24 protein-coding genes are annotated in these 25,045 nt (G+C 44.6%); 3 read left to right on the forward strand and 21 right to left on the reverse strand.

What is annotated here, in order from left to right:
- Positions 1-79: 79 nt before the first annotated feature.
- The 3 genes from RBB45_RS16345 to RBB45_RS16355 are packed head-to-tail and all read right to left on the reverse strand — an operon-like array spanning position 80 to position 3,108.
- Positions 80-1,033, reverse strand: coding sequence for an ArsA family ATPase (locus tag RBB45_RS16345; RefSeq protein ID WP_306009962.1), 954 nt, complete (start codon positions 1,031-1,033; stop codon positions 80-82).
- A gap of 10 nt (positions 1,034-1,043) precedes the next feature.
- On the reverse strand, positions 1,044-1,307 hold the full coding sequence (locus RBB45_RS16350) for a cory-CC-star protein (RefSeq protein WP_009791053.1): 264 nt from the start codon (positions 1,305-1,307) through the stop codon (positions 1,044-1,046).
- Between the two features lie 55 nt (positions 1,308-1,362).
- The gene (locus tag RBB45_RS16355; RefSeq protein WP_224951807.1) at positions 1,363-3,108 is read right to left on the reverse strand and encodes a carbon starvation CstA family protein; all 1,746 of its coding nucleotides are present in this window, start codon (positions 3,106-3,108) and stop codon (positions 1,363-1,365) included.
- A 204-nt stretch (positions 3,109-3,312) separates the two neighbouring features.
- Here RBB45_RS16355 and RBB45_RS16360 point away from each other — a divergent pair, with 204 nt between their 5' ends.
- The gene (locus RBB45_RS16360) at positions 3,313-3,606 is read left to right on the forward strand and encodes a phage holin family protein (RefSeq protein WP_371931605.1); all 294 of its coding nucleotides are present in this window, start codon (positions 3,313-3,315) and stop codon (positions 3,604-3,606) included.
- Positions 3,607-3,929: 323 nt separating this feature from the next.
- Positions 3,930-4,172, forward strand: a complete 243-nt coding sequence (locus RBB45_RS16365) for a hypothetical protein (protein ID WP_094767328.1) — start codon at positions 3,930-3,932, stop codon at positions 4,170-4,172.
- A gap of 54 nt (positions 4,173-4,226) precedes the next feature.
- Here RBB45_RS16365 and RBB45_RS16370 read toward each other — a convergent pair whose 3' ends face one another.
- From RBB45_RS16370 to RBB45_RS16430, 13 genes are all read right to left on the reverse strand, one after another.
- On the reverse strand, positions 4,227-4,532 hold the full coding sequence (locus RBB45_RS16370; RefSeq protein ID WP_101547593.1) for a DUF3219 family protein: 306 nt from the start codon (positions 4,530-4,532) through the stop codon (positions 4,227-4,229).
- Between the two features lie 341 nt (positions 4,533-4,873).
- Positions 4,874-5,884, reverse strand: coding sequence for a VanW family protein (locus RBB45_RS16375; RefSeq protein ID WP_224951806.1), 1,011 nt, complete (start codon positions 5,882-5,884; stop codon positions 4,874-4,876).
- 226 nt (positions 5,885-6,110) lie between these two features.
- Positions 6,111-6,971, reverse strand: a complete 861-nt coding sequence (locus RBB45_RS16380; protein WP_224951805.1) for a sugar phosphate isomerase/epimerase family protein — start codon at positions 6,969-6,971, stop codon at positions 6,111-6,113.
- A gap of 58 nt (positions 6,972-7,029) precedes the next feature.
- On the reverse strand, positions 7,030-7,812 hold the full coding sequence (gene kduD, locus RBB45_RS16385; protein WP_022543774.1) for a 2-dehydro-3-deoxy-D-gluconate 5-dehydrogenase KduD: 783 nt from the start codon (positions 7,810-7,812) through the stop codon (positions 7,030-7,032).
- 27 nt (positions 7,813-7,839) lie between these two features.
- Positions 7,840-8,670: a 5-dehydro-4-deoxy-D-glucuronate isomerase gene (gene kduI / locus RBB45_RS16390; protein WP_306009963.1), complete on the reverse strand. Its 831-nt coding sequence runs from the start codon at positions 8,668-8,670 to the stop codon at positions 7,840-7,842.
- 28 nt (positions 8,671-8,698) lie between these two features.
- Positions 8,699-9,712, reverse strand: a complete 1,014-nt coding sequence (locus RBB45_RS16395) for a sugar kinase (protein ID WP_009791041.1) — start codon at positions 9,710-9,712, stop codon at positions 8,699-8,701.
- Complete coding sequence (locus RBB45_RS16400; RefSeq protein ID WP_306009964.1) at positions 9,709-10,365, reverse strand: bifunctional 4-hydroxy-2-oxoglutarate aldolase/2-dehydro-3-deoxy-phosphogluconate aldolase; 657 nt, start codon at positions 10,363-10,365, stop codon at positions 9,709-9,711. Before RBB45_RS16400 ends, RBB45_RS16395 begins: the two co-directional genes overlap by 4 nt.
- Positions 10,366-10,403: 38 nt before the next feature.
- Positions 10,404-11,897 (reverse strand): UxaA family hydrolase, encoded by a 1,494-nt coding sequence (locus RBB45_RS16405; protein WP_306009965.1) that lies wholly within the window; start codon positions 11,895-11,897, stop codon positions 10,404-10,406.
- Positions 11,894-13,357, reverse strand: a complete 1,464-nt coding sequence (locus RBB45_RS16410) for a tagaturonate reductase (RefSeq protein ID WP_306009966.1) — start codon at positions 13,355-13,357, stop codon at positions 11,894-11,896. The genes RBB45_RS16405 and RBB45_RS16410 overlap by 4 nt, the downstream gene beginning before the upstream one ends.
- A gap of 72 nt (positions 13,358-13,429) precedes the next feature.
- A complete protein-coding gene (locus tag RBB45_RS16415) occupies positions 13,430-14,425 on the reverse strand; it encodes a LacI family DNA-binding transcriptional regulator (protein WP_224951798.1) in 996 nt (331 codons plus the stop codon).
- Between the two features lie 93 nt (positions 14,426-14,518).
- Positions 14,519-15,955, reverse strand: coding sequence for a glucuronate isomerase (gene uxaC, locus RBB45_RS16420; protein WP_306009967.1), 1,437 nt, complete (start codon positions 15,953-15,955; stop codon positions 14,519-14,521).
- A 352-nt stretch (positions 15,956-16,307) separates the two neighbouring features.
- Entirely contained in the window at positions 16,308-17,258 is a 951-nt protein-coding gene (locus RBB45_RS16425) for an aldo/keto reductase family protein (RefSeq protein ID WP_022543771.1), read from the reverse strand.
- Positions 17,259-17,366: 108 nt separating this feature from the next.
- Complete coding sequence (locus tag RBB45_RS16430; protein ID WP_306009968.1) at positions 17,367-18,131, reverse strand: Nif3-like dinuclear metal center hexameric protein; 765 nt, start codon at positions 18,129-18,131, stop codon at positions 17,367-17,369.
- A 303-nt stretch (positions 18,132-18,434) separates the two neighbouring features.
- On the opposite strand from RBB45_RS16430, the gene RBB45_RS16435 reads away from it, so the two are divergent.
- Complete coding sequence (locus RBB45_RS16435) at positions 18,435-19,232, forward strand: alpha/beta hydrolase (RefSeq protein WP_224951793.1); 798 nt, start codon at positions 18,435-18,437, stop codon at positions 19,230-19,232.
- Positions 19,233-19,358: 126 nt separating this feature from the next.
- Here the strand turns inward: RBB45_RS16435 and RBB45_RS16440 are convergent, their stop codons facing one another.
- The 5 genes from RBB45_RS16440 to RBB45_RS16460 form a co-directional block, all read right to left on the reverse strand.
- Entirely contained in the window at positions 19,359-20,300 is a 942-nt protein-coding gene (locus RBB45_RS16440; RefSeq protein ID WP_022543769.1) for a pectinesterase family protein, read from the reverse strand.
- 275 nt (positions 20,301-20,575) lie between these two features.
- Entirely contained in the window at positions 20,576-21,568 is a 993-nt protein-coding gene (locus tag RBB45_RS16445; protein WP_224951791.1) for a pectinesterase family protein, read from the reverse strand.
- 100 nt (positions 21,569-21,668) lie between these two features.
- The gene (locus RBB45_RS16450) at positions 21,669-23,189 is read right to left on the reverse strand and encodes an extracellular solute-binding protein (RefSeq protein WP_224951789.1); all 1,521 of its coding nucleotides are present in this window, start codon (positions 23,187-23,189) and stop codon (positions 21,669-21,671) included.
- A gap of 52 nt (positions 23,190-23,241) precedes the next feature.
- Positions 23,242-23,907, reverse strand: a complete 666-nt coding sequence (locus RBB45_RS16455; protein WP_224951787.1) for a YesL family protein — start codon at positions 23,905-23,907, stop codon at positions 23,242-23,244.
- A gap of 36 nt (positions 23,908-23,943) precedes the next feature.
- Positions 23,944-24,927, reverse strand: a complete 984-nt coding sequence (locus tag RBB45_RS16460) for an ABC transporter permease (RefSeq protein ID WP_022543768.1) — start codon at positions 24,925-24,927, stop codon at positions 23,944-23,946.
- Positions 24,928-25,045: the final 118 nt, after the last annotated feature.

Consider the following 25,045-nt stretch of genomic DNA (forward strand, 5'->3'; position numbering starts at 1 on the left):
CCAATCAAGGTCAAAGCCCTTTCATTGCTATCATATAGGCTTGCTTACAAAAAATCCAGTGGCTCTTGAACCACTCCTGTTATTCTATGCTTTTCACCAGTTCGGAGCTTAAATGCCTGGCAAACACGCCTAGATGAGCAGGCTCTGATATATCATGATGAAACAGGGGAATATGGATATTCTTCATAGCAGAGAACACCTTTGTGATCTCATTAAGATGCTGATTTTCATTTTCTCTTCTCATCTTCATGAAACGGCCGTCTGCTTCTTCCGGTATCACTTTATTGACTATGACTGCCTCCGTATGAAGTCCATGGCCAGCCAGGACCTTGACCGCTTTTTCTGTTTCGAGGATTGGAAGGCGCTCGGCATTCAGCACAAACAGGCAGGCTGCCGACTGGCTGTCCAAGAGGATTTCCCGCACTTTGGCAAACTTATTTTTGCGGCTGAGAAGCTTTTCGTATATGGGATCCTCAACTGGTTCCCCGTCATTCATCCATTGGGCGAAGTTATCGTTATTTTTCTTTCTTCTTTGAAGCAGCCCATCTATCCAGGCACTCATCAGCTCAGGAAGTGTCAGCAGCCGGATTGTATGTCCTGTCGGGGCAGTATCAAACACAATGGTATCGTAGGCGGCCATTTCATCAAGCAGCAGGGAAGTGATCCGGTCGAATACGGCCGCTTCATCGGCGCCTGGAGAAGATGCGGCCAAATCGATCTGGCGGTATACCTCTTCAGCCATAGACGCTTTGACCAAGCCTTTGAGATTGCCTTTTACCTCTTCAATATATCTTTTAGCTTCTCTCTCAGAATTAATTTCAAGAATATCGAGGTTCTGGCTGACATTCATGATACCCTGACCCGGCTTAAGATGGAACAGGTCCCCAGTATTATGGGCAGGATCCGTTGAAACGAGCAGAACTTTTTTTCCTTTTTCTGAAAGCAGCAGGGCAAGCGCCGCAGAACAGGTGCTTTTCCCTACTCCCCCTTTTCCTCCGACAAAATAAACCTTCTTATCCAGTATCAGTTTCATAGCCTCCTTTTCAGCAGCAGCGGATTCCGTCAAGCGGGGACTTTTCCATCCCCATCCGGAGATGCCACTCATGGAATTTCTCGATGATATGCGGATAAAGCTCCAGCGTGTAATAAAAAGCTGGATTGGGCAGCCCCGCCATTTCCGAGAAGCATAAAAGAATGAATAAATCCTCTTCATCCCTGAGCTCCCTCACAATTTCGGCCCGATGTGGGAGCCTCAGCACCTCATCATAAAAAGCAGCAGCCTTTTTCAGCTGTGACAGCAAGTCCATCACTTTCGCCTCCTCTCAGTCAGAAAAAGCAATGGCCGGCAATGCCGGCCAGGCTTTAGAAATGATGGGTTGTGTCTGCTGGCGGGGCATCCCTCCTGAAAGCTGCAAATGCTTCCAGGATGATCCAGAAAACAAACACAAGGATCAGCCCTCCCAAAATAAACAGAAGCATATTGGCGTCTGCTGTACCTAATCCTGACCAGTCAAATACAACCTGCTTGATCATCGCCCACAGAGTCATAATGAATACAAAAACCATCGGTATAAAAGTAACGAGGAAATTCCTTCCCTGGCGCTTCAGCCAGATGCTGATCAGCAAAAGGCTGACTCCTGCCAGAAGCTGATTGCTTGTTCCGAAGAGCGGCCATAGCAGATACCCGCCTGAACCAAATCCATTCGGACCCTTAGGAAGCAGCACCAGCGCTGCACTTGCAACAACAGCTGCCGATGTGGCGACATGGGCTTTTGTGAGCGGCTTGAAATTGTATTCTTCGCCTATTTCCGCAATGATATAGCGCATCAGCCGGACTGATGTATCAAGCGTTGTCGCAGCAAAACTGACGACAATGACAGAAACAATCGTCTTTGCAATATCAGCAGGGATCCAGACGCCGGTTGCCAGCTGGGCCGCTCCATTGATGAATGACCCGAGCCCTCCTGAGCTTGCAGCGGCAAAGCTGCTGTAAGCAGCCGTGAAGTCACCCTGTGAGGCGAATAAGGTAATGACAGCGATGATGGAGATTAAGGCAAGTGCCCCTTCCCCTACTGCCCCAAGGTAGCCTACAAACCTGGCATCAGTTTCTTTATCAAGCTGCTTGGAAGAAGTACCGGAGGAAACTAGCCCGTGAAAGCCTGAAATCGCACCGCAGGCAATCGTGATGAATAATAGCGGCAGCCAGGAAGGGTCCGCAGCGCTCGCATTAATAGCAGGTGCTGTCACCTTCGGCTGCAGGAATACAAGTCCCGCATACATGATGACAAGGCCGACGACAAGCTGATGGGAGTTGATATAGTCCCGAGGCTGCAGCAGCTTCCATACCGGGAGAATTGAAGCGATATAGCAATACACCATTAAAATGACGATCCAGATAAAAAATGACATGGCAACGCCGTCAAGGCCAAAAAGGACCTCAGCTTCCGCTCCGCCAAAGTATTTCGGCAAATCGATCTGCAGGGCAGGCACCATGCTCGCAAGTACGGCGGTTCCGTACATGACAACGAGGGCAATGATGGAGGGAATAAGCATTTCTTTTTTCCGCTTGTATACGGCATACCCGATCCAGATGGCGAGGGGTATTTCGATGAACACTGGCAGGACGCTCGCAGGAAACTGGATGAACAGGTTTGAAATAACCCAGGCAAATACAGCATTCACCATAAGGACTAAAATTAAGATAATGAATAAGAACATCATTTTTGCTCTTTTGCCTATTAATTTGCTTGTGATGGTTCCAATTGACTGCCCTTTATTCCGGACAGAGAGTACGAGTGTGCCGAAATCGTGGATTCCTGCTGCAAAAACAGTCCCGAGAATGACCCACAAAAAGGCAGGCAGCCACCCCCAATATACTGCAATAGCGGGACCCACAATCGGGGCAGCCCCTGCAACTGATGTAAAATGATGGCCCCAAAGGACAAATTTATTGGTGGGCACAAAGTCAACCCCATCCTGGTATTGATGAGCAGGAGTGACATAGTTGGGATCAAGTCTGTAAATCTTTTCTGCCACCCATTTTGAGTAATACCTGTAGCCTGCCGCAAAAACAAGCATGCCGATAACAGCCAGCCAAATCGAATTCAATTCTATAACCTCCTTTTATCACCTGGTATCAATTACATCATAATGAAAGCGCCTTCTTATAGTCAATATATTCCGAATATTTTTATAGATTCACTCATTATTGATGCTTACGGCATACGGCAATAAAACAGGCAAAAAATCACAGCAGGCATAGGATGTACCATTAGCAGCATATCTTACCGGCATTCGCATACCATGAAGGAGGTGGCTATTTTGGACTTGCTTCAATTTCTGAACCAGAAATATATCATGCTTGTGCCGGCGCTATGGGTCATTGGATTGGCTTTGAAGCACACACCCTGGGTTCCTGACTGGACCATCATCTGGATTCTTTTGCTGCTGTCAGTCGGCTTTGGGGCGTTTGCCTTTGGCTTTTCCATCAACGGGATCCTGAACGGCGTTATTGCTGCAGGGGTCGCTGTGCTTGGACATCAAATGTACAAGCAGTCATTTCTCGGCAAACCTGCAAACAGGAAAAAAGACAAGCATAAAGACTAAGGGGAGGCTTGCTGTTTTTTAGATATGATCAGTGAATACCGGAGACATGCTGCTCTTTTGATTTCAAAAAAAAAACACCATAAAAGCATTCAGCTTTCATGGTGCCCGTCTATAAAGACGGCAGCTCAGCACCTGCAGCAGCAGATACTGAAATATACGGAGGAGATCTTCCCTAACAATATATTTCAATTCTTCGGAAAAAGTGTGGACAAATCATCTCAACGTTTTCATTAATTTTCGGTTGTTATTCAGCAAAACGGCTTATAATTAGAGAAATGGGGGTAAAAATGGAACAGCACCGTAGAGACATAAGAGGTGATGCTATGGAATGGAGAGGTTTATTCATCAATAACCCGGACAGGCAGATAGAAATATCCATTTACCCTGCAGGGAACACGAAAGATGGAGAGGAAGGGTATGTTGCCATGGCCAGGGAACAGATCCGGCAAATTACCGTCCAGGAGTTCTCAAAAAGCCGGCTGAAGGCTGTAAGGATGGCATTATCCCTTCTTGAAGATGAAATCCTATTGCATTTAAAATACGACCAGGACAATACTCCGCAATAATCAGGCAAGAAGAAGGGAAACAGGCTGCAGCGCTCTGATTCCCGCTTTTTGTTTTCAGTCCTCTTCCCCGTCTGTTTCCTTCAGCTCCAGGTGGAATTCCCCGATAGCATCTTCCTCGTACAGATTCGTTAAAGAGGTATAATATTTATCGATCATTCCCCGAAACTCCAATGCATCCTCAGGCACCGATACATCAAAATACAGATCATATAACAGGGTAGTGATATCATGATATTCCTGATGGCTCACTTTGAAGTCAAAAGAGAGATGAATGGCCTGCTCCCCTTTTTCAGCCAGTGTTTCCTCTTTATAGTTGTATACATCAATCCGGTTCCCATTCAGGATTACCTGCTTGGCCATGAACGAATTCCTCCTTTTTCTTATTCATCTTGAAACGGACAAGATTGGCTTATTTTTATTTAAGAATTCTTGGTTAAATGAATCGTACACCTTTATTTACAGGAATTCAAACAACTTGATTTCCAAAAAAAAAGAGCTCCAAAGGGGAAGCTCTTTCTCATTCGTCTTCTTCTGGCGTATTCATATGTTCTTCTTCATCTATCAGGTAAGTCCAGTCGCTTTTTATCATATTGTCCCAGAGTTTTTCAATGATTTTCATGGATGAATCCCTCTCTTCGGTGAATTGTTACTACATAATTACCCGATTTTTGGAAGAGATAACATCCAATTTATAGAAATAATCAAGTTCTCTTCTTAATGACATCTGCATACTGCTTGGAGGTCCGGACCTCAACGGTCAGCTGTCCGTTTGCCATGACAGTTTTCAGCAGGAACGGGGCCCCGGCTTTATTCTGAAATCGGAAATCCTTGCCGCCGTAGGAAACAGTGGCATCCCTGCCGACGGGCACATAACCGACCGTAACAGAATGATGGTGCTTCTCTACATAGTCTACCCCCACCTGATCGACTGCATTGAAGAGGGTTGACGAAGTCTGGCAGATTCCGCCGCCTATGCCCATGACCAGTTTTCCATTGATAGCCTCCTGAGCCGGCTGATAGCCATGTGCCTCATCGCTTGGCCCTACTGTTGTGTTAAAGGAGAAATAATCGTCGACGCCCACAATCACATTTTGAATTGCCTGGGCAGACAACTCGATATTCTTAGTCCTTCCTGCTACAGAACTATTAAACTTGGTTGTATAAGAGGCAACCACCACTTCGCTTAAATGGGCAGCGTCCTCCGGCTTATAGCCGCTTTCGGAAACGATGAGCGGCAGTTCAACATTTCCCCCCTCAGCAGAAGCCTCAATCACCTTTGCGGTCAGCTCCGCTTCTTCGAGGATCGTCCTTGGATTCCCTTTTACAATCCCACCGTTCGCATCGATCCGGTCAGGGAACATCCTTTTGTCATAGCCGGGACTTGCATCTGTCCCTCTTGCCAGGCCCTTCGCCCATTGGCTGATTTGCTGCTTATACTTTTCCAGATCATTTTCATAGCCCATTTCCTCGGGTTTAAACGTCTTAATGATTGCTTTCGTGTTCGGATCTATCACCTGGACCACTACCGGTTCTTTTGCTTCTTCAGCCAGTTTTTCCTGTTCCTGCTTTTCTTTCTCCTTCTGAAGCTGGCTTTCGGGTTCATTCACATTTTCCTTTAGGTTCTCCTCTTTGGATGCCTGGTCCGCACACCCGCCCAAAACTGCCAAACTGCCAATCAACAAAGCTGCCATCCATCTTCTGCTTTTTGTCATGAGTCCCCCAACCCTGTTTTTTATTTCCAAAAACCACAAACTTCTATCCTAAAAACAGCTTCCGCTTATCATCTTATTCTTCAATATTGAAGGTATTCCCGGTGCAGCTAGGAACTATCTACTATTTTACAATAAAATGGATTCTTTATAAAGAATTAGGGGAGTTGGGAATGAAAGGAAGCAGTTTAGCTGAACGAAAAACACTCCCCGGAGGAAGTGACCATTTTTACCTTAAGAGACCTTTTCCAATGCTTCTGCTGCTGAATTTCATTCTTAAATAGTCAGCACATCCTTCAATATCCGGTTCTTTTGTTCCTTCCATGAGAACCTGGATATACGGCTTTCGATCTTTAAGCAGCTTTGAGATCAGGCTATAGTTTAACAGGCCCTGTCCTGCCGGGACGATCTTCACCTGGTCCTCTTCGACAACGAAGTCTTTTGCATGGAAAATGACGATCTTTTCCCCAAGAAGTTCAATAGCTTCTGCTAACAGCTCATCCTGCCTATGATAGTTTTCAACCGTAATGAGGTTAGCGGGATCAAATATGACCTGGACATTATTTGAATCTACAAGGTCCAAGAGGCGTTTGAGCCTATCAGCTGAGTGGACTGGATGATTCACCCCTGCTTCTACACCGACAATTACACCGAATCTTTCAGCTTCAAGGGCGAGCTCGGCAACACTTTCCACTGCGTCCAAAAAGGGCTTTTCCTCAAAATTTCTTTCACTATAGCCCATTTCAGGAAGAACACTTCCAGTCTCGGTACCGACGATGCTGCAGCCAAAATCCCTTGCATACCGGATATGCTCTTTAAATTTCTCCAGTCCTTTTCGCCTCTCTGACAGGTCTGGGTGAATGAGATTAACATAACAGCCAAGTACGGCAATTTGGACGCCGGCATCTCCGAATGTCTTTGCGATGTAACGGGCAAGACCCGGCGAAAGGGTTCCCGGTGATGGATAAAGAGCAGGAAGTGATTTTCCCAGAGCAAGCTGAATACATGAAAACCCCTTGCGGCCAATTTCTTCTGCCAGCTCTTCCAATGAATCTTTTTCAATATCGTGGGCTCTGATTCCAAGGTTCATCTTAGTCTCCTCCTAATAAGAAAGCCGCACTCTTGTACGGCTTCTTTCATATATTCTCTTATCGTACGAGCCAGCCTCCATCCACCGCTAAAAGATGTCCGTTCATATAGCTGGAAGCGTCACTTGCCAGGAACACAACGGCCCCCATCAGGTCGGCAGCCTGCCCCCATTTCCCTGCAGGAATCCGTGAAAGAATTTCTGCATTCCTCTTTTCATCAGACCTGATTGCAGCTGTATTATCTGTCGCAATATAGCCAGGTGCAATCGCGTTTACCTGGATATTGGATTCTGCCAGCTCATTTGCAAACGCCTTTGTCAGACCTGCCACTGCATGCTTGCTTGCCGTATAGGAAGGGACGAATTTTCCTCCCTGGAAAGACAGCATGCTCGCAATATTAATGATTTTCCCGGATTTCTGTTCAGCCATTACTTTTGCTGCCTCCTGGCTGAGCAGATAAAGTGAATTCAAATTAACTTCCAATACAGCATCCCAGTCTTCTTCTTTATACTCAAGAAGCGGGGCACGGCGGATCGTACCTGCATTATTGACAAGGATATCAATTTTTCCGTATTCATTCAGACAGGCGTCTACTGCTTCTTTAATCTTTGTTCGATTGCTAAGGTCTGCCTGGAAGAATACCGCCTTCTGCCCTGTTTCTTCTATTAATTTCTCAGTTTCCTGCCAATCGCCGCTTCTGGAAATGACAAACAGGTCGGCCCCTGCCTTGGCAAGCGCTGCCGCATATGCCTGGCCAAGGCCTTTGTTTCCGCCTGTTACGATTGCAGTCTTGCCGGCAAGGCTGAACATATCCATTGAAAAAGAACTTAGTGCCTCTGTCATACGAAATCCTCCGTTTCTATCAGTCTCTTATCGCAATTCTTCCATTTTGACATGGTCCATATCGGTATAAGTGATATTCTCTCCGCACATTCCCCAGATGAAGGTATAATTGCTTGTTGCCGTGCCGGTATGGATGGACCAGCTCGGGGAGATGGCAGCCTGTTCGTTCTTCATAACAAGATGCCTTGTTTCATCAGGCCTTCCCATGAAGTGGAACACACGGGTATCTTCCTCCATATCGAAATAGAGATATACCTCCATTCTCCGCTCATGGGTATGGCACGGCATCGTATTCCAGACGCTTCCCGCAGACAGCATCGTTAAGCCCATCTGCAGCTGGCAGCTCTCACAGACATTTGGATGGACATACTGATAGATTTTCCGCTCATTCAAGGTGCCCGGCTCACCCATTTCCAGCGGCTTGATTTCATTGATATCAATTTTGACCGTCGGATACTGGTGATGGGCAGGGGTGGAGTTGATATAGAATTTGGCTGGCTGTGCGGCATTTTTGGAACGGAAAAGCACTTCCCTGGTCCCTTTTCCAACATATAATCCGTCCCTGGCCCGCATATCATATTCTGTGCCATCAAGGATGACCGTGCCGTCCCCGCCAATATTGATGATGCCGAGCTCACGCCGCTCCAGGAAATAATCGACGCCCAATTCCTTGTCCAGCTTGATGGTCAGTTCATTCTCGGAAGGTGTAACACCGCCAAAGATCATCCGGTCATTATGTGTATATGTCAGGCGGACCTGCCCTGATTCAAACAGTGTTTCCACCAGGAACTCTCTTCTTAAATCATCGGTCGTATACTTTTTCATATCCTTGGGATGAATCGCATAGCGTGTTTCCATTGTGCATTCTCCTTTTCAATCATTATTTTCAGCGGAGTATTTTTCCTGGTTCACTTCCCGCCAAAGCTAAAACTTCTTCCTTTGTAAATGAATTGCTGTCTCCATGGACTGTGTGTTTAAGGGCTGAAGCCGCTGTTGCGAAATCTGCCGTCATCTGAGAATCCCACCCCTCCAGCACACCAGCAAGAATCCCGGCCATAAAGGCATCTCCTCCGCCAACCCTGTCCACGATAGGCTCTATATGGTGGACTTTAGACTGAAAAAGCCGGCTTCCAGTGTACAGATTCCCCTGAAGCGTATTGCTTGTGGCTGATTTGATTTTCCGGAAGGTAGAGCAGATATACCGGATGCCGGGATATGAAGCAGCCAGTTTACGATAATAGGTTTGCACCCTTTCCGTTTGTGAAAGAGAGCTATCTGCAGGTTCCATCCCCAAGAGATGGATGCTGTCCAATTCCCCGCATGAACAGATGTCTGCATATGGAAGCAGTTTCTTTAAGGCTTCCCCGGCTTCTGACTGGCTCCAGAGCTTTCCGCGGTAATTGAAGTCAAGGCTTGTCAGCACTCCATATTCCTTAGCTTTCTTGAAAGCGAGGAGTGCAAGCTCCCTGAGCTCAGGAGATAGGGCAAGTGTGATTCCGCTTACATGAAAAAGTGTAGCTTCGCGCAGCATGCCGTCCAAGTCTACTTCTTCAGGCACCAGTTCTGAGAAGCTCGAATGCTTGCGGTCATAGGTGACCTTGGCGCTTCGTTCCCCTGTCCCTGATTCCAAATAGTAGGTGCCGAGGCGGTCTCCGCCTTTTAAAAGGAAGTCTGTCCGGACGCCATTTGCTTTTAAATGCCTTTCTGCCCCTTGGCCTAGAGGATTGTCAGGCACCTTGCCTGCAAAAAATGATTCATAGCCAAAGTTGGCCATAGAGACGGCCACATTGGCTTCTGCACCGCCATAGTGGACGGTAAGACCTGCTGCCTGGGAAAGCCTTACGCCATCTTCTGTTGAAAATCGCAGCATAATCTCTCCCAGCGTAACAATCTTCATCATTGCAGCCCCTCTTTCCTTGCTTCTTTGACAATTTTTATATATTCTGCAGACATTTCGGTAATTTTTTCATAGTTTCCTGTTTTGGCAGGCGCCGCCAGGTTCCCGCCAATCCCTACTGCCACACAGCCGTTTCTGATCCATTCCCCCGCATTTTCCAGGCTGACTCCACCGGTCGGCATGATATTAGCCTGAGGAAGCGGTGACTTGACCGCTTTAATGAAGTCCGGCCCAAAGGCATTGCCAGGGAATAGCTTGATAATATCTGCCCCGTATTCCAGCGCTTCCTTCATTTCTGTGATCGTCATGCAGCCGGGCATATAGGGCACCTGATAAAGGTTGCACAGTTTAGCAGTCTCTCTGTCAAAGGCAGGACTGACGATGAATTCAGCGCCGGCGAGCATGGCAATCCTCGCTGTCGCCGCATCCAGGACAGTTCCGGCCCCCAGAACGGCACGCGAGTCATCTGCAAAATATCCCGACAATTCCTTTAAAACAGCTTCAGCTCCATCAATGGTAAAAGTGATTTCAATCCCGGCAATTCCACCCTTTACACAGGCTTCTGAGATTTTAACGGCCTCTTCCCTTGAGTCGGCCCTGACAACCGCTACCACTCCGGAATCAATCAATCGATTCAATATGTTCAGCTTCTTCATAATTGCCTCCCCGGCAGAAATTGATCTGCATGTCCCGCCTATAAAGTGACTCCGCTCTTAAAAATCGAAATTTCCCTGAAATCGTTTTTCTCGTTATTGACCAATTCCCCGCTTGCCACACTGATGATATAGTTTGTGAACTGCTGCAGTACTTCATCAGCGGAAATTTCTTCTTCAAGGAGTGTGCCTGCATTGAAATCGATCCAATGTGGCTTTGTTTCATAAAGCTGGGTATTGGTCGAGATTTTCATCGTCGGTACAAAAGTTCCGAACGGGGTTCCCCTGCCTGTGGTGAACAGGACAATATGGCAGCCTGCTGCGGCCAGTGCAGTGGAAGCAATCAGATCATTCCCTGGCGCGCTGAGAAGGTTCAGCCCTTTTTTACGGAGAGTACCGCCGTATGGCAGGACATCAACCACCTTGGATGTTCCGGCTTTCTGGGTGCAGCCAAGAGACTTATCCTCAAGAGTGGTGATCCCTCCCGCTTTATTGCCTGGTGATGGATTCTCATAGACAGGCTGCTTATGTTCAAGGAAATAGCCTTTAAAATCATTGATCAGGCTGACCACCTTTTCAAAAACCTCTTCGTTTTCCGCCCTTTCCATAAGGATGGTCTCTGCACCGAACATTTCCGGCACTTCAGTCAATACGGTCGTACCGCCCTGGGCGATCAGATAATCAGAAAAGCGGCCGAGCAGAGGGTTGGCGGTTATGCCCGAGAACCCGTCAGATCCCCCGCACTTCAGGCCGATGTTCAATTCAGAGAGCGGAATATCCTCTCTTTTATCATCCTTGGCTGCTTCATAGATTTCTTTCACAAGGTGAAATCCAGCTTCAATCTCATCTGAAACTTCCTGGGATACGAGGAATTTAACCCGGCTTTCATCAACTGTTCCCAGAGATTTCCTGAATTCCTCCATCTCATTGTTCTCACAGCCAAGACCTAAAACGAGCACGCCGCCTGCATTGGGGTGATGGACCGCATCAAGAAGGATTTGCTTCGTATTTTCATGATCATCCCCCAGCTGGGAGCAGCCATAGCTGTGCTTTAGAACCAGGGCTTGGTCAAATGGATTTTGGTCACCGGCATGCTTTTCAAAGCGGCTGATGATTTTCTCAGCAATTCCATTCACACAGCCGACCGTCGGGACAATCCACAATTCATTGCGGATACCGGCTTTGCCGTTTTTGCGCCGGTAGCCCTTGAAGGTTCTTTGCTCATTACGGAAAGGGCTATCTGTAAAAGCCGGAGAATAGCTATATTCCTCCTGGCCAGATAGATTCGTTTTCGTATTATGAGTATGGACAAGCTCTCCCGGAAGGATGACTGCTGTTGCATGCCCGATTGGATAGCCGTACTTTACGATATTTTCATTCTCATTAATCCCGGCTGCTGCAATTTTGTGCCCGCGGCGGATATCCTCGCGCAAAATGATGGATTGGCCATCCACTGTTAATTCAGCGCCAGCTTTCAGGTCTTTTAGTGCGAGAATAATATTGTCTGCCGGATTGATTTTAAGAAAATCTCTCATTCTAGTTCCCCCCTAGCCAGGACAGGCTTTTCGATTACGCGCTGAAGCGCTTTCTCAATGCCTGTTTCTTCTATTTCCCTGAGATATCCAGCCACTGCTTCCTTAAGGCCTGCAATCCCGGTGAGATCCCTGCCCCAAAGCTTTTGTTCTTTCAGAAAGTTAGCCGACAGCTGCTCTATCCCAATCTGCTTTTTCTCAAAGCTTCGCCATTCCGATTGAAGGATTTCGAGTACCGTACTGCTGTCTTCCACATCCATTTTCTTGTATAAATACAATAGGCAACATAAGGAAAAGACGATTTTTGCCGGCAGTTTTCCTTCTTCTTTTATATAATCAAGCAGGGCCGGCAGGTTTCTGGCAGAAAATTTCGACACTGAGTTCAAGGAAATGCTCTTTAGGTAATGCTTGATATAAGGGTTGGCAAAACGGTTCATTACCTCTTCTGCATACTGCTCCAGCTCTTTTCTGTCCCCATCAAGTGCCGGAAGGATTTCCTCTTCGATCAGCTTTTTTATAAAAAGACCCACCTCAGGATGTTTCACAGATTCTTCAACTGTTTCAAGCCCGGAAAGGAGTGCCAGGGGCGTCATTGCCGTATGAGCACCGTTTAATATCCTTACTTTCCTTGTACGAAAAGGAGTGATGTCATCAGTGATGACAAGATTCAGTCCAGTCCCTTCAGCAGGCAGCTCATCTTTTAGCCAGGACGGCCCCTCTATAGCCCAGAGATGATAATGCTCCCCTGTTACAAGGAGTTCGTCTTCATAACCAAGCTCTTCTGTTTTCTCCTCCAGGCTATCCTTCGGGAAACCCGGGACAATCCGGTCCACCAGTGTTGAGCAGAACACATTGGCATGATCAATCCAGCTTTTGAAATCCTCGCTAAGATTCCATGAATCTGCGTATTGGAGAATAATTCCCTTCAATTTTCCGCCATTTTCTTCAACCAATTCACACGGAAGGATGATGCAACCATATTTTTCATCGCCCTTAAAGGCCAGGTAGCGATGGTATAAAAAACCTGCCAGCTTTCCGGTAAACCCCTTCTGCGGACGGTCCTCCAGCCTGTCATCGGGATCAAAGACCATTCCAGCCTCGGTTGCATTGCTGATGATGAATCTGAGCTCCTTCTGTCCGGCAAGCCTGATAAATTCCTCATAATCTGTTTGAAGATTGATTCCCCTGCTGATTGAATCGATCACCATATGTTCCTTTACAGGGACCCCTTCCTTCAGCCCTTCAAGATAAAGGGTGTACAGCCCATCCTGCCGGTTAAGCCGTTCAATTTTACTGGACCCTCGGGGCTGTACGACAACCGCACTTCCATTGAACCCTTTTTTCTCATTTAAAATTTGAATCTGCCAGTCTGCGAAACCCCTTAAAAAGTTCCCTTCGCCAAATTGAAGGATTCTTTCAGGGAATATCCTTTTGGCATGTGTTTTACTGCTCAGGCGCTCCATATCCTTCCTCCCTTATATTCAATCCTGCACACGTTAACATTTTTACCAGGAGCCCGCTGGCTTCGGGCTGTACTAGCTAATCCTTTTCACAGAGCTTCTAATGATGAGCTCAGTGTTAACAAATATTTTTTCCGCCTCAAGCCCTCCTTGAACAAGAGAGAGCATTTTTTTCGCACCCAGCAGGCTGATTTGCTCTACAGGCCTCTTCACGGTGGATAGCGGTGGAGTCGTGTATTGTGAATAACCGATATCATCAAAGCCGATAACAGATAGATCATCAGGCACTTTCAGACCTTTTTCAAATGCACAGTTCATGGCACCAATCGCCATATCATCATTAGAGCAGAAAACGGCAGTCGGCGGGTCCTTAAGGGATAAAAGCTGCTCCATGGCCAGAAAGCCGCTTTCCATATCATAATTGCCTTTCACTGCATAACTGCTTTTCACGGATATCCCGTGATCTATCAATGCCTGCAAATAGCCGTCCTTGCGCATTTGGGAGGATTTGAAACTTGAAGTTCCTTCAATAATTGCAATATCCCTATGGCCGTTTTCAATAAGGTATTCCACTGCCTGTTTGGAGCCTTCTGCATCATTAGAGCATATATTATATACACTTTCTTCTTCTATATCCCTGTTCAGTACAATAAGGGGGATCTCCTTTTGCAGCACATGGTAGATAAAAGGATTATCGCGGATACTTTGGCTCATAAGAATGATTCCATCAAACCGCTGCCTGTTGATGCTTGTAAAATCCTGATAATCATCGATCCCTCGAATGAACAGATTATAATCCTGTGAAATAGCTCCGTTAACTCCCTTGATTGTATCCGCAAGAAAGCTGGCCGACGTCCCAGTTATAAAGCTTGTCAGAAACAGACCGATTGTATGCGATTTCTGCATAACCAGGCTCTTGGCGTTTACATTCGGCGAATAGTTAAGCTGGGCAGCAATTTCGAGAATTTTCCTCTTTGTCGGCTCTTTGATCATAGGACTGTTGTTTAATGCACGCGATACTGTTGTATGCGATACATTGGCAATTCTTGCAATATCTTTAATTGTTACCATATATAAACCTTCCTTTTTAACCAATCAATGCTATTTATCCTTTTATTATAACCTGCCCTGCCCGCCGGCTCCAAGCCGGGACATGATCACGGCTTATTTAACAGCAGCTGCGTGCTGTTTTTCAGCCTCCTGGAATTGAAAATATTCTTCCGCATTATAATAGGAGATCCCTTTGATAATCCGGCTGAGCAGTTCCTTGTCATTTGGAATTTCACCATTTTCGACCCATTCACCGATCAGACTGCAGACAACCCTGCGGAAATATTCATGCCTGGTGTATGAAAGGAAGCTTCTTGAATCGGTAAGCATTCCGATGAACCTGCTGAAGAGCCCCATATTTGCCAAGGCTTTCATCTGATCGAGCATCCCATCCCTCGTATCATTGAACCACCAGGCAGTCCCAAATTGAATTTTCCCCGGTATGCTGCCGTCCTGGAAGCTGTTGATGATGCTGGCAAGAATATGGTTGTCACCCGGATTCAGTGAATACAGGATCGTTTTTGGCAGCCCTCCTGCCTGATCTAAAGAATCAAGCAGACTGACGAGCGGCTTTGCAATCTTGTCATCATTAATAGAGTCGTAGCCAGTATCAGGGCCCAGGGTCTGGAACATCTTCGTATTATTATTGCGGTGGGCATTCATATGGTATTGCATAGCCCATCCCAGGCTGGCATAAAGCTTGCCCAGATGAATAAGCGTATAGGTTTTATACTGCTTTTCCTCTTTCTCGGATACAGTGCCACCTGAAAGCTTTTTAGCAAAAATTTGTGAAACCTCTTCAAATGCTGCTTCTTCATATACAACCTGATCAAGCGCATGGTCGGAAACCCGGCCGCCGAGGGAGTGGAAGAAATGGACTCTTGAATCCAATGCTTCAAGAAGGCTTGCATAGCTGTCAACCGTAATCCCGCTCGCTGCCTCAAGCCGTTCTATCCATTCTTTGTAGCCATGGCGGTTGATTTCCAGACCTTTATCAGGCCTGAATCCTGGTACGACCAGTACCGGAAAGTCCTCCTCCTTTGAAAGAAGCTTGTGATATTCAAGCGAATCGGCCGGATCGTCGGTCGTGCAGATGACCCGGACATTTGATTTCCTGATGATCTCCCGTACTCTGAAATCATCTGTTGCGAGCTGCTTATTGACCTTATGCCAAATGTCTGGTGCAGACTTTTCATTTAAGATGTCATAGATGCCAAAAAAGCGCTGAAGCTCCAGGTGAGTCCAATTGTACAGCGGATTTCCTATTGTCATCGGCACTGTCCTCGCCCAGGCAAGAAACTTATCATAATCGTCTGCATCACCGGTTATATACTTTTCATCAATCCCATTGGCCCGCATTACCCTCCATTTGTAATGGTCCCCATACAGCCAGGCTTCTGTAATATTCTTGAACTTTTTATTTTCATAAATTTCCTTTGGGCTGATGTGGCAATGGTAATCGATGATCGGCAAATCCTTTGCTTGCTCATGATATAAAAATGCAGCCGTTTCATTTTTCAGGAGAAAATTCTCGCCCATAAACTTTTCCATATGAATCACCCTCCGTTATTTGTTAACGTTAACAATTTTCTATAAATTCAGTCTAACAAATTTAGAAAGTTCTGTAAACGACTTTTGTTAACGTTAACATTTTTTATTCTGCCAGCTCCTTTCCTTAATTAAAAAGATACTTTGTACTGGTAAACAGTCATTTAAACTATTTGTTTAGATTGTTGCCTGAAAAGCAACGCACTCTTTTTAAAAAAGGCTTTGTTAAACATTGTTGTAGCCCAAAATCAACAAGGTACACTCACACAGCCAAAAAAATAAAGAGCCCCGGTAATATTTATCCCCGGAACCCCCCATAAATTTAAATAGCAGAACAACAGCTATATTAATTGCCTTATTCTGCAGTAAGAATTTCTTCAATCTGCTGGAGGCTGTCTTCTTTCAGCTTTACGCCTGATGCCTTTACATTTTCCTCAAGCTGCTCAGGGCGGCTTGCCCCGACAAGGGCGCTTGCTACGTTTGGCTGTCTGAGGATCCAGGCAAGGGCGAGCTGGGATAAGGTAAGATCCTCTTGCTGCGCAATCTTTTCCAGGCTCTCTGCTTTTTCAAGATTACGATCGTTCAGGACACCGTAAAGAGTGCCCAGGTCCTTTTGAGAGGCACGGCTTCCTTCTGGAGGTGCTTCCCCTTTTTTATATTTGCCTGTCAGCACGCCTTGGGCAAGCGGTGAGAACACAACCTGGCCGATTCCATGCTTTTCGCTGACAGGTATGATTTCTTTTTCAATGTTCCGATGCAGCATGCTGTAATTCGGCTGGTTTACAACAATCCGGTCCCAAAGCCTTTTATCTGCAAGATGAACAGCTTCGGTCATCTGCTCTGCCGTCCATTCGCTTACACCTGCATACAAGATCTTTCCTTGCCTGATCAGATCATCAAGAGCTCGCAGGGTTTCTTCAAGAGGGGTTTCCGGGTGAAATCGGTGGCAATAATAAATGTCGATATAATCAAGCCCGAGCCGCTTCAGGCTTGCATCCGCCTGCTCCATGATATGCTTGCGCGAAAGCCCTGAATCATTGGGCCCGTCCCCCATCTTGCCAAAAACCTTCGTTGCAAGAACATAGGAACTCCTGTCATATTTGGCAAGTGTTTTTCCAACGACCTTTTCTGCCTCTCCGCGCATATACACATTCGCCGTATCAAAAAAATTGATGCCGAGCTCATATGCTTTATCTATAGAAGATGATGCCTTCTGCTCCTCTACATACCCTCCATAGGTGAGCCAGCTGCCGAGGCTGATCTCGCTGACCTTAAGGCCGGTATTTCCAAGACGCCGGTATTCCATGATCATTAGCTCCTTTATTTATGTATTGATAGAGTTTTTTGAAAACTCTATGTATTTTAGTCTATCACCCTTAAAGAAAATTTTCTTTTTAGATGCTCAGAAGATCTTTCATCTTATAGGATTGAGCTCAAAATGTGATTCTTCCAGCTTCATAACTTTGATTTCCGGATGCCTCTCCTTCACTTTCCCCGCAAGAGTCTCTACCCCCAAAATTTCTGTGAAGGTATGGCTGCCTACAAGGAGATTCATTCCGGAAAATTGTGCGTATTGAATGGTATATAAAGAAGCTTCGCCAGTAATATAAGTATCGCACCCGCCATCAAGAGCAAGCTTCAGGTAATCGGTAGAATGGCCGGCTCCTGTCATGATCCCCACCCTCTTGACTTCTTTGCAGTTATTTCTCCAGCGTCTCACCGGTTCATTCAATAGGCGGCTGAGCTTAAATGCCAATTCCTCAAAACCTAAAGGCTCCTTGAATTCACCGATGCCCGGAATGTCGCCATTATCAAAAATAGAATATTGGATGATCTCGTCAATGCCGATTTTCTCCATTAATGAGGTACATGTCCCAAAACGGATATAATCCAGGGGACCATGAATCCAGAAGTGGCTGATCTCATGCTTTTGCAATTTGTTCCTGCATTCTTCATTAAGCCCGTAAATGAAATCCCAGGCGTCATGATGGGTGATAATTAAATCAACCTGACTCCGGACGGCATGTTCGATGGTTTCCAATGATAGATTCGTAGCATAGCCAACGGTTCTGATTTCCTTATCTGTGCTGTTCGTGAAGCCATAATCGTCTTCAAAATTTTTTAAAAGCTCTTTGCCGAATAATTCTTCTATAGTCAAAGTAAACTGGTCGATATCCAATTTTATCCACCTCGTTTTTTCACATTTTAACACAAACCTTTACTGTATTATTAGAAATTTCAAGTATCCCATTACCCTGGGCTTCAATTACACCTTACTGCCTAACTGACAGTCTTATATCTATGCGTCTTAGAATGGAGCTTATAAATAGGAGCATTCACCACAATAAAAGGAAAAAGCAGAATAAAAACCACTATACTAAATAATGATTATTCTTCTACATTTATAATTACTATATAATTTAATTGCGGCAAGTGTATGTAACTGTTCTTTTACAAACGATTAATTTAGGAGGAATACCTTTTGATTTATTCATTGTGGACAGGAAAGATTCCTTTTCTGGAGTCTGGAGATGAGGATCGCAAGCCTGTTCTTGCTTTCTATCCTGCAAGTAATAATACAGGCAGAAGTTCAGTGATTGTATGTCCTGGAGGGGGGTATCACCATAGAGCTGATCATGAGGGAGAACCGGTTGCAAAATGGCTAAACTCTCTTGGCATTTCAGCATTTGTACTGCATTACCGAGTAGCTCCCTACAGGCATCCAGTTCCTTTAGCAGATGTGCAGCGGGCTATACGCTTTGTCAGGCACCACTCTGAAAAGTGGAATATCGATAAGCAAAAGATAGGAGTTCTGGGGTTTTCGGCTGGCGGACATTTAGCAGCCTGCGCCTCGACTTTGTCACATCTGCGTACAACAAAAGAAGAGGATAACATTGACTTAGAGAACTGCCATCCGGATTTAGCTATTTTAAGCTATCCGGTCATATCATTATTAGAGCATTATCATGAAGGATCGATGACTAATCTTCTGGGAGACGAGCCCAATGAGGAGATCAGGGCTTTATTATCCTGCGAACGTGAAGGTGCTAAAACTTTGCCGCCGCCAACCTTTATATGGCATACGTCTGATGATGCAGCTGTTCCTGTTGAAAACAGCCTATTATATGTCTCATTATTGAGCAAATTAAAAGTGCCATATGAGTTACATGTTTTTCCGCATGGGATGCATGGCCTAGGACTTGCCAGCGATAACCCTGCTGCAGGCAAATGGACTGAGCTTTGTGCTGTATGGCTCGCTCAGCGTGCATTCTGCCAATAATTTAATTCAACAGAGTGAAGACCGGTTTCTGGGGTTGCTTTCTAATTCTCCTTTTCAATGCACAGCATTTGTGTTTAAACATTCTATTAAAAAGGGGGCAGTCATTTTCAGACTGCACCCTTTTCTCTATTCCGGATTCCACCCTTTTAACACAGTCTCGATGTTGGCTGCTTCAGCTTCTTCATCTGTAAGCTGAGGCCTATCGGGATTTGAGCCAGGTCCTTCATTCATATATTCATAGAATCTTGCATCTTTGGCACTGAAGCCTGACATGTCAGTCCAGCCATCCGGATGAATGTGGGCACCCAAATAATTATTTTTAAATATGACGCTTGCTATGGCCTCCGGATCCCCGCCAGGGTGCCAGGGCCTTCCAAGATAGACCGTTCCTTTGGCCGCTGAGCTTGTAAATCGATTGTTTAAAAACAGGAATCCATATGGCTCATTTATATGGGTACTTGCAGCTGATATATATCCGTTTTCTGCAGAAGACCCTCTATTCAAAGAAAAGATCTCACATTCTTTGAAAACTGCTCTTGCCCCTCCAAAAATAAAATCAATATCACCTTCAATATAACACCGGCTAAAATACTGAGACCCCTCTTTTAGGTAAAGTGTATCTTGATTTCCCAGAAACCGCACCTGGTAAAATTCCATTCTCTCACCGCTGGCATAAACAGCTACCGCCTGTGTCTCTTCTTCCAAGCGTTTTGGATTGAATGAGTTTTCAAAGGTAAGGTTTCTGGCTGTAAAATCCCCCGCATAAAGGAATACACTTGCGCTATTGCGTGTTCCAATGATACCGCCATCGGGGGACATTATTTTTGCATGGTTATCATAAGTGAGGATTGTGTTCTCGACACTTTCTCCAATTAGCGTCACAAATGGTTTATTTGCCGGAACTACGATTCGTTCCTTATATACTCCGTTCTTAATAAAGATTTCCACTTTATTTTTATTATCAGCCGGTATAGCATCAATCGCTTCTTGAACGGTCTGATAAGCACCTTTCCCGTCTTTGGCTACAGTCATTTTTAATGGTTTAGTTACACTTTCTTTAAAAGTCATTATCTTACCACTCCCTTTCCTAAACGCTCCCATTCCGCATATTTAACGCCAATTTTCAGGAAGTAAATTTTAGGCCGTTGGATACCCAAATTAATACTTTGCAAAGCGAAATTCTTTATGATAGCTTCAGTTCTGGTCTTTTACTTAGTAATTTTGAGATTTACTTATGAAAATAAGAAAAAACACGAAATAACTGATCCCGCTGATACAGCCTAATATATTCATTTCTTTTCTAGTGCTTTGTAAGTGTCCTTAATCATTTTAATTAGACTTCTTTAGCCCGCAGTGCTGTAAGGCAGACCCAATTTTGGCCAGCCTTTCAAAGATCCAAAAATGTTCTCAAGCTTATACTCTTTAACTTGCTCATCTGTTAGAAATTTTGCCCAGCTTACCCGTTTGTCCATACAGCCGCCCGGGCCGCTGCTGTTATACTCAGCATAAAACGCTGTGTTCTCCGCTTGGGGTTTATCCCAATTATGCCAGCCTTCAGCTTTAATATGCTCACCCATCCATGTATTGATAAAGACTGTTTTGGCATAATCACGCCAAGGCCTGCCCAAGTAGACCGTACGGGCTGCCGCCTTACTTAATAAGGTGCAATTGATAAAAACATAGCCATATTCCTGGTCAAAAGGGGTGGATGCAGCTGTGATATAGCCATTTACATCTGTTCGGTTTAAATCTAAACTATGAATTTCGCAATCTTCAAAAACAGAAGTTGCAGAACCAAAAATGAAATCCACATCGCCCTCTATGCAGCAGTGCTTAAAATAGCTGCGGCAATGCCGTTTTTCCAATCCATCACGCGGCCCGCCGAACGAACTGCCTTCAATCGGCTTTGGCGGAAGAGGTGCAGTAAACACAGTATCCTGCCTGGCTAAAAAAGCACAATTGTGAAACTCAGTCTGATCAGCATCCACATACATGGCCACCGCCTGTCCAACCTCACTGCCTTTGCCTGCATTATTTTCGAAAGTGATATTTTCAGCCAAAAACCTATCACCGGTAACAATGCAGGAATAAGACCCGAATGTACCCATTTTTTTGCTGTCATCTTCCAATTTATTCGCATAATCATTAAAAGTGATTTTTACCAGATCCCGGTGTGTTCCGATCAGGGATACTGACGGCTTATTGATATCGAGCTTTTCCTTGTACACACCATCTTTTATATAAATATTTATCCGGCTGCTGTTACCTTTCGGAATACTGTCTATAGCTTCTTGAATCGTTAAAAATTGACCTGTTCCGTCTTGTGCAACAATCATTCGTATCACCCTATAAGTATTTTTAGAAAAGGCATTAAACAAAAAACAGGAACAGTCCTTCCTTCAGATAAAAGGAAGGACCGCATATTAAAGCTCGTTATCACTTGTTTGATTTTTCATAGGCTTCTTCGTATTCTTTCTTCATTTGGTCTCCGCCTGATTCTTTCCATCTTTTAACCTCAGCTTTAAATCCTTTGTCATCTATTTCACCCATGATGTATTTTATCGTAGCATCAATGATCAGCTTTTGAAGCTCAGTACCCCTCTCACTGGCAGTTGGTGACTCAAGTGGAACAGACGGGTCCATGACTGCAAATTCGTCATTTTCTGAAATCATTTCATTTACCAATTGCTTATCAGGATCAGCGTCAGTTAGTTTATAAGTAATTTCACTTGGTCGGGAGCCTGAAAAGCCTTGAACCTCTTTTTGCCACAGTTCATTATCCAAAATGGTATAGGCATCTTTATCATCAATTGTATAGTGGGTTTCCTTTATACCGCCCGTCATCAGCATGAAAACGTCTTCATTTATTAGATCGTTAACAAATTGGAGAACTGCTTTTAATTCCTCTTCTGTTTTCACTGCTGATTTAGGGAACGCCAGCAATCCGTTAACACCGTTACCTTCGGACCAGATTCTGTATTCACCGTCCGGGCCGGCAATTTTATTCTGGGGAACGATTGCCACATTATTATTGATTCCCTCAGCCAGGTTTTTTAACTGTGTAATACTTATAAGACCTGCATAAATACCTGCTTTGCCTTGTGCAAATTTCTGCAACTGGTCATCTTTTGAAGTTACGGCAAAGTCTTGATCAAGATAACCATTTTTGTATAGTTCTCTTGAATATTTCATCGTTTCCATATATTCATCTGTTTCATGCTCTGGTGTAAATTTTCCATTGTCGTCCACTGCCCAGCCATTTGGTACACCAAAGTAAGAAGCAAGTGTTTTAAAGCTGCCGTATCTCAGCTCATTCCGGTCACTCCAGCCAAAAGTATCCTTTTTGCCATTCCCATCAGGGTCATCCTCAGTAAACGCTCTCGCCACTTCAAACAACTCATCCAGGTTCTCAGGAACCTTCATGCCAAGATTATCAAGCCAGTCTTTTCGGATTAGCACACCGCCGCGGGCGAAATCCTTTTGAAATGGAACACCGTATAGATTTCCTTCGATAGAAGCTGCTGTTCGGCGATCCTCAGAGATTTTCTTTAAATTAGGATAATCATCGAGGTATTTGCTCACTTCCCAAAATACACCTGATTTCAACGCCTGTCTGACTGATGAATTTGTTACAAGAGTAGATGGCAAAGAAATGATATCGTCCAATTCCCCGGAAGCAATGGATGCAATCAGCCGCTCATCTTTAGTCGCATCTGGAATCCAATTAAATGTAAGATTGGTATTTGTAGCTTCTTCAATTTTCTTCTCTATCACATCGTTTGGAGCTGTTGCTACATAAAGGATCGGGCTCCAGCTGATATTAGCTTTTCCGTCCGCGTCAACAGCTGCTTTTGTACTGCTTGCCTCATCTTCCTTGCTGCAAGCACCCAGAATGAGTGATGAGGCCAATATCGTGCCCGCTGCTAAGACTTTTCCAAACTTTTTGGGTTTCACCATGTTTACATCCTCCTAGATAATATAAAATTTATTGGGAAAAGCAAAAGTTAATTTAATGGCTAAGTTTCTTGCTTAGAGAAGGCGCGTTAGCCTCACCACCTCCTTCAATGGGATTAGCATCTGCCTGCAATTCTATTCTCTTAAATACCTGAATTGCCATCCACATGATGGTGTATGCCCCTAAACTAATTCCGAAGAGAACAACCGTTATTGGAATAAACATTAAAAGAATAAAATAAATCACAGCGAGAGCAGCAAATAACATCAATGTATACTGCAGATATGATATGCCGAACAGCAGGGAACACTTCAGCTTCAGCGTGACACTCTTCCAATCATAGTGAACTAAAACAGGAAAGATGTAGGTTAATGAAATGAAGTAAAGTACACCGATTACAATCAGCAGACCTCTTAATACCTGCGACTCTACATACAGCAAGTCAACGTAAAGAATCAATCCTCCTGCTGTGTAAAGAAGGCCGATTGCTGAAGCTTCTTTAAAACCTGTCCTGTATGCGTGATAAAATGCCTTAAAAATGGAAAAATCCTTGTTTCCTCTAATCCATTGCCTTAGTACGGTAAACATTGCGTAAGAAGCAGGTCCAATCCCCAATACTACTAATCCCAGAAAGGTGAATAAAAACCATAGCATCTGGATATAAACCAGCTTGAGTAGAATGATGCAAAAGTTATTGAAGCGTTCTCCAATCCTGCTCATAAGCTCCTCGGGACCTCCCCTATGAATATTTTAATGTTAATACAGTCCTTCTTCGCCGAATTTTTTTGCTAACCGGTTCGCTCCAACAACGAGAATTAGACCGACAAGCCCTTTAAATAATCCTACAGCGGTACTGAAGCTTAACTGTCCGTTCTTCATGCCTGCTGTGTATACATAAGTATCGAATATTTCCATTGCTTCTCTGTTGATTGAATTTAATAGCAGGTAAACATGTTCAAACCCTAAATCCAAAGTTTGGCCAATTTTTAGGATCAGCATAATAATAATAATTGGCCGGATAGCAGGTAATGTAATGTGCCAAATTTGACGGAGCCGGCTCGCACCATCCATTTTGGCTGCTTCATATAAACCTGGATCCACTGCCGTTACAGCTGCTAAGTAAATGATGGTGGACCAGCCCATTTCTTTCCATATGATTTGAAGGATATAAATAATCCTTGACCATGTGCCATCAGTCAGAAAAGGTATTTTCTCTCCGCCCATACCAGCAATCAATGCATTGATTGCTCCGCCGTCCTGCGCTAAAAATACATAACAAATGGAAACTATGATAACCCAGCTCATAAAGTGCGGGATATAAATAATCGTTTGAACCCCGCTTTTTAAATATTTATTTTTCACCTCATTTAACATAAGAGCCAAAACGATTGGTATTGGAAAGAAAATGAATAAGTTTAATGCAAATAGCAATAGTGTATTCCCAAGCAGCATAAAGAATGTAGGTTCCGTAAATAACCGTTCAAAGTGTTTGAAGCCAACCCATGGACTATTAGCTATGCCTAAGAATGGCTGATAGTCCTGGAAGGCGATAATGATTCCTCCCATTGGAAGGTATTTGAAAATAATAAAGTATATGATACCGGGGATCATCATTAAATACAGCCACTTATTTCTCACAATAGCAGCGAAAGTCTTCTTCCTGGATTTTTTGACTGCTTTCTTATTGAGATCCGGTAAAATACTTTGCTGATCCTCTGCAACAGTAGCGGACTCTCTCATCGGAAATTCCTCCTTCATTAAATATTTTTTTATTAAGTTTTTATAGCTTTTGTGTTTCGGAGTACAATTTAAAGGTATAAAAAAACTGGTATAACGTCTACAATCATTCAGTTAGATT

Origin of the sequence: Bacillus sp. MMSF_3328 (assembly GCF_030733525.1) — a bacterium.
Taxonomy (GTDB): Bacteria; Bacillota; Bacilli; order Bacillales; family Cytobacillaceae; genus Bacillus_AB; species Bacillus_AB infantis.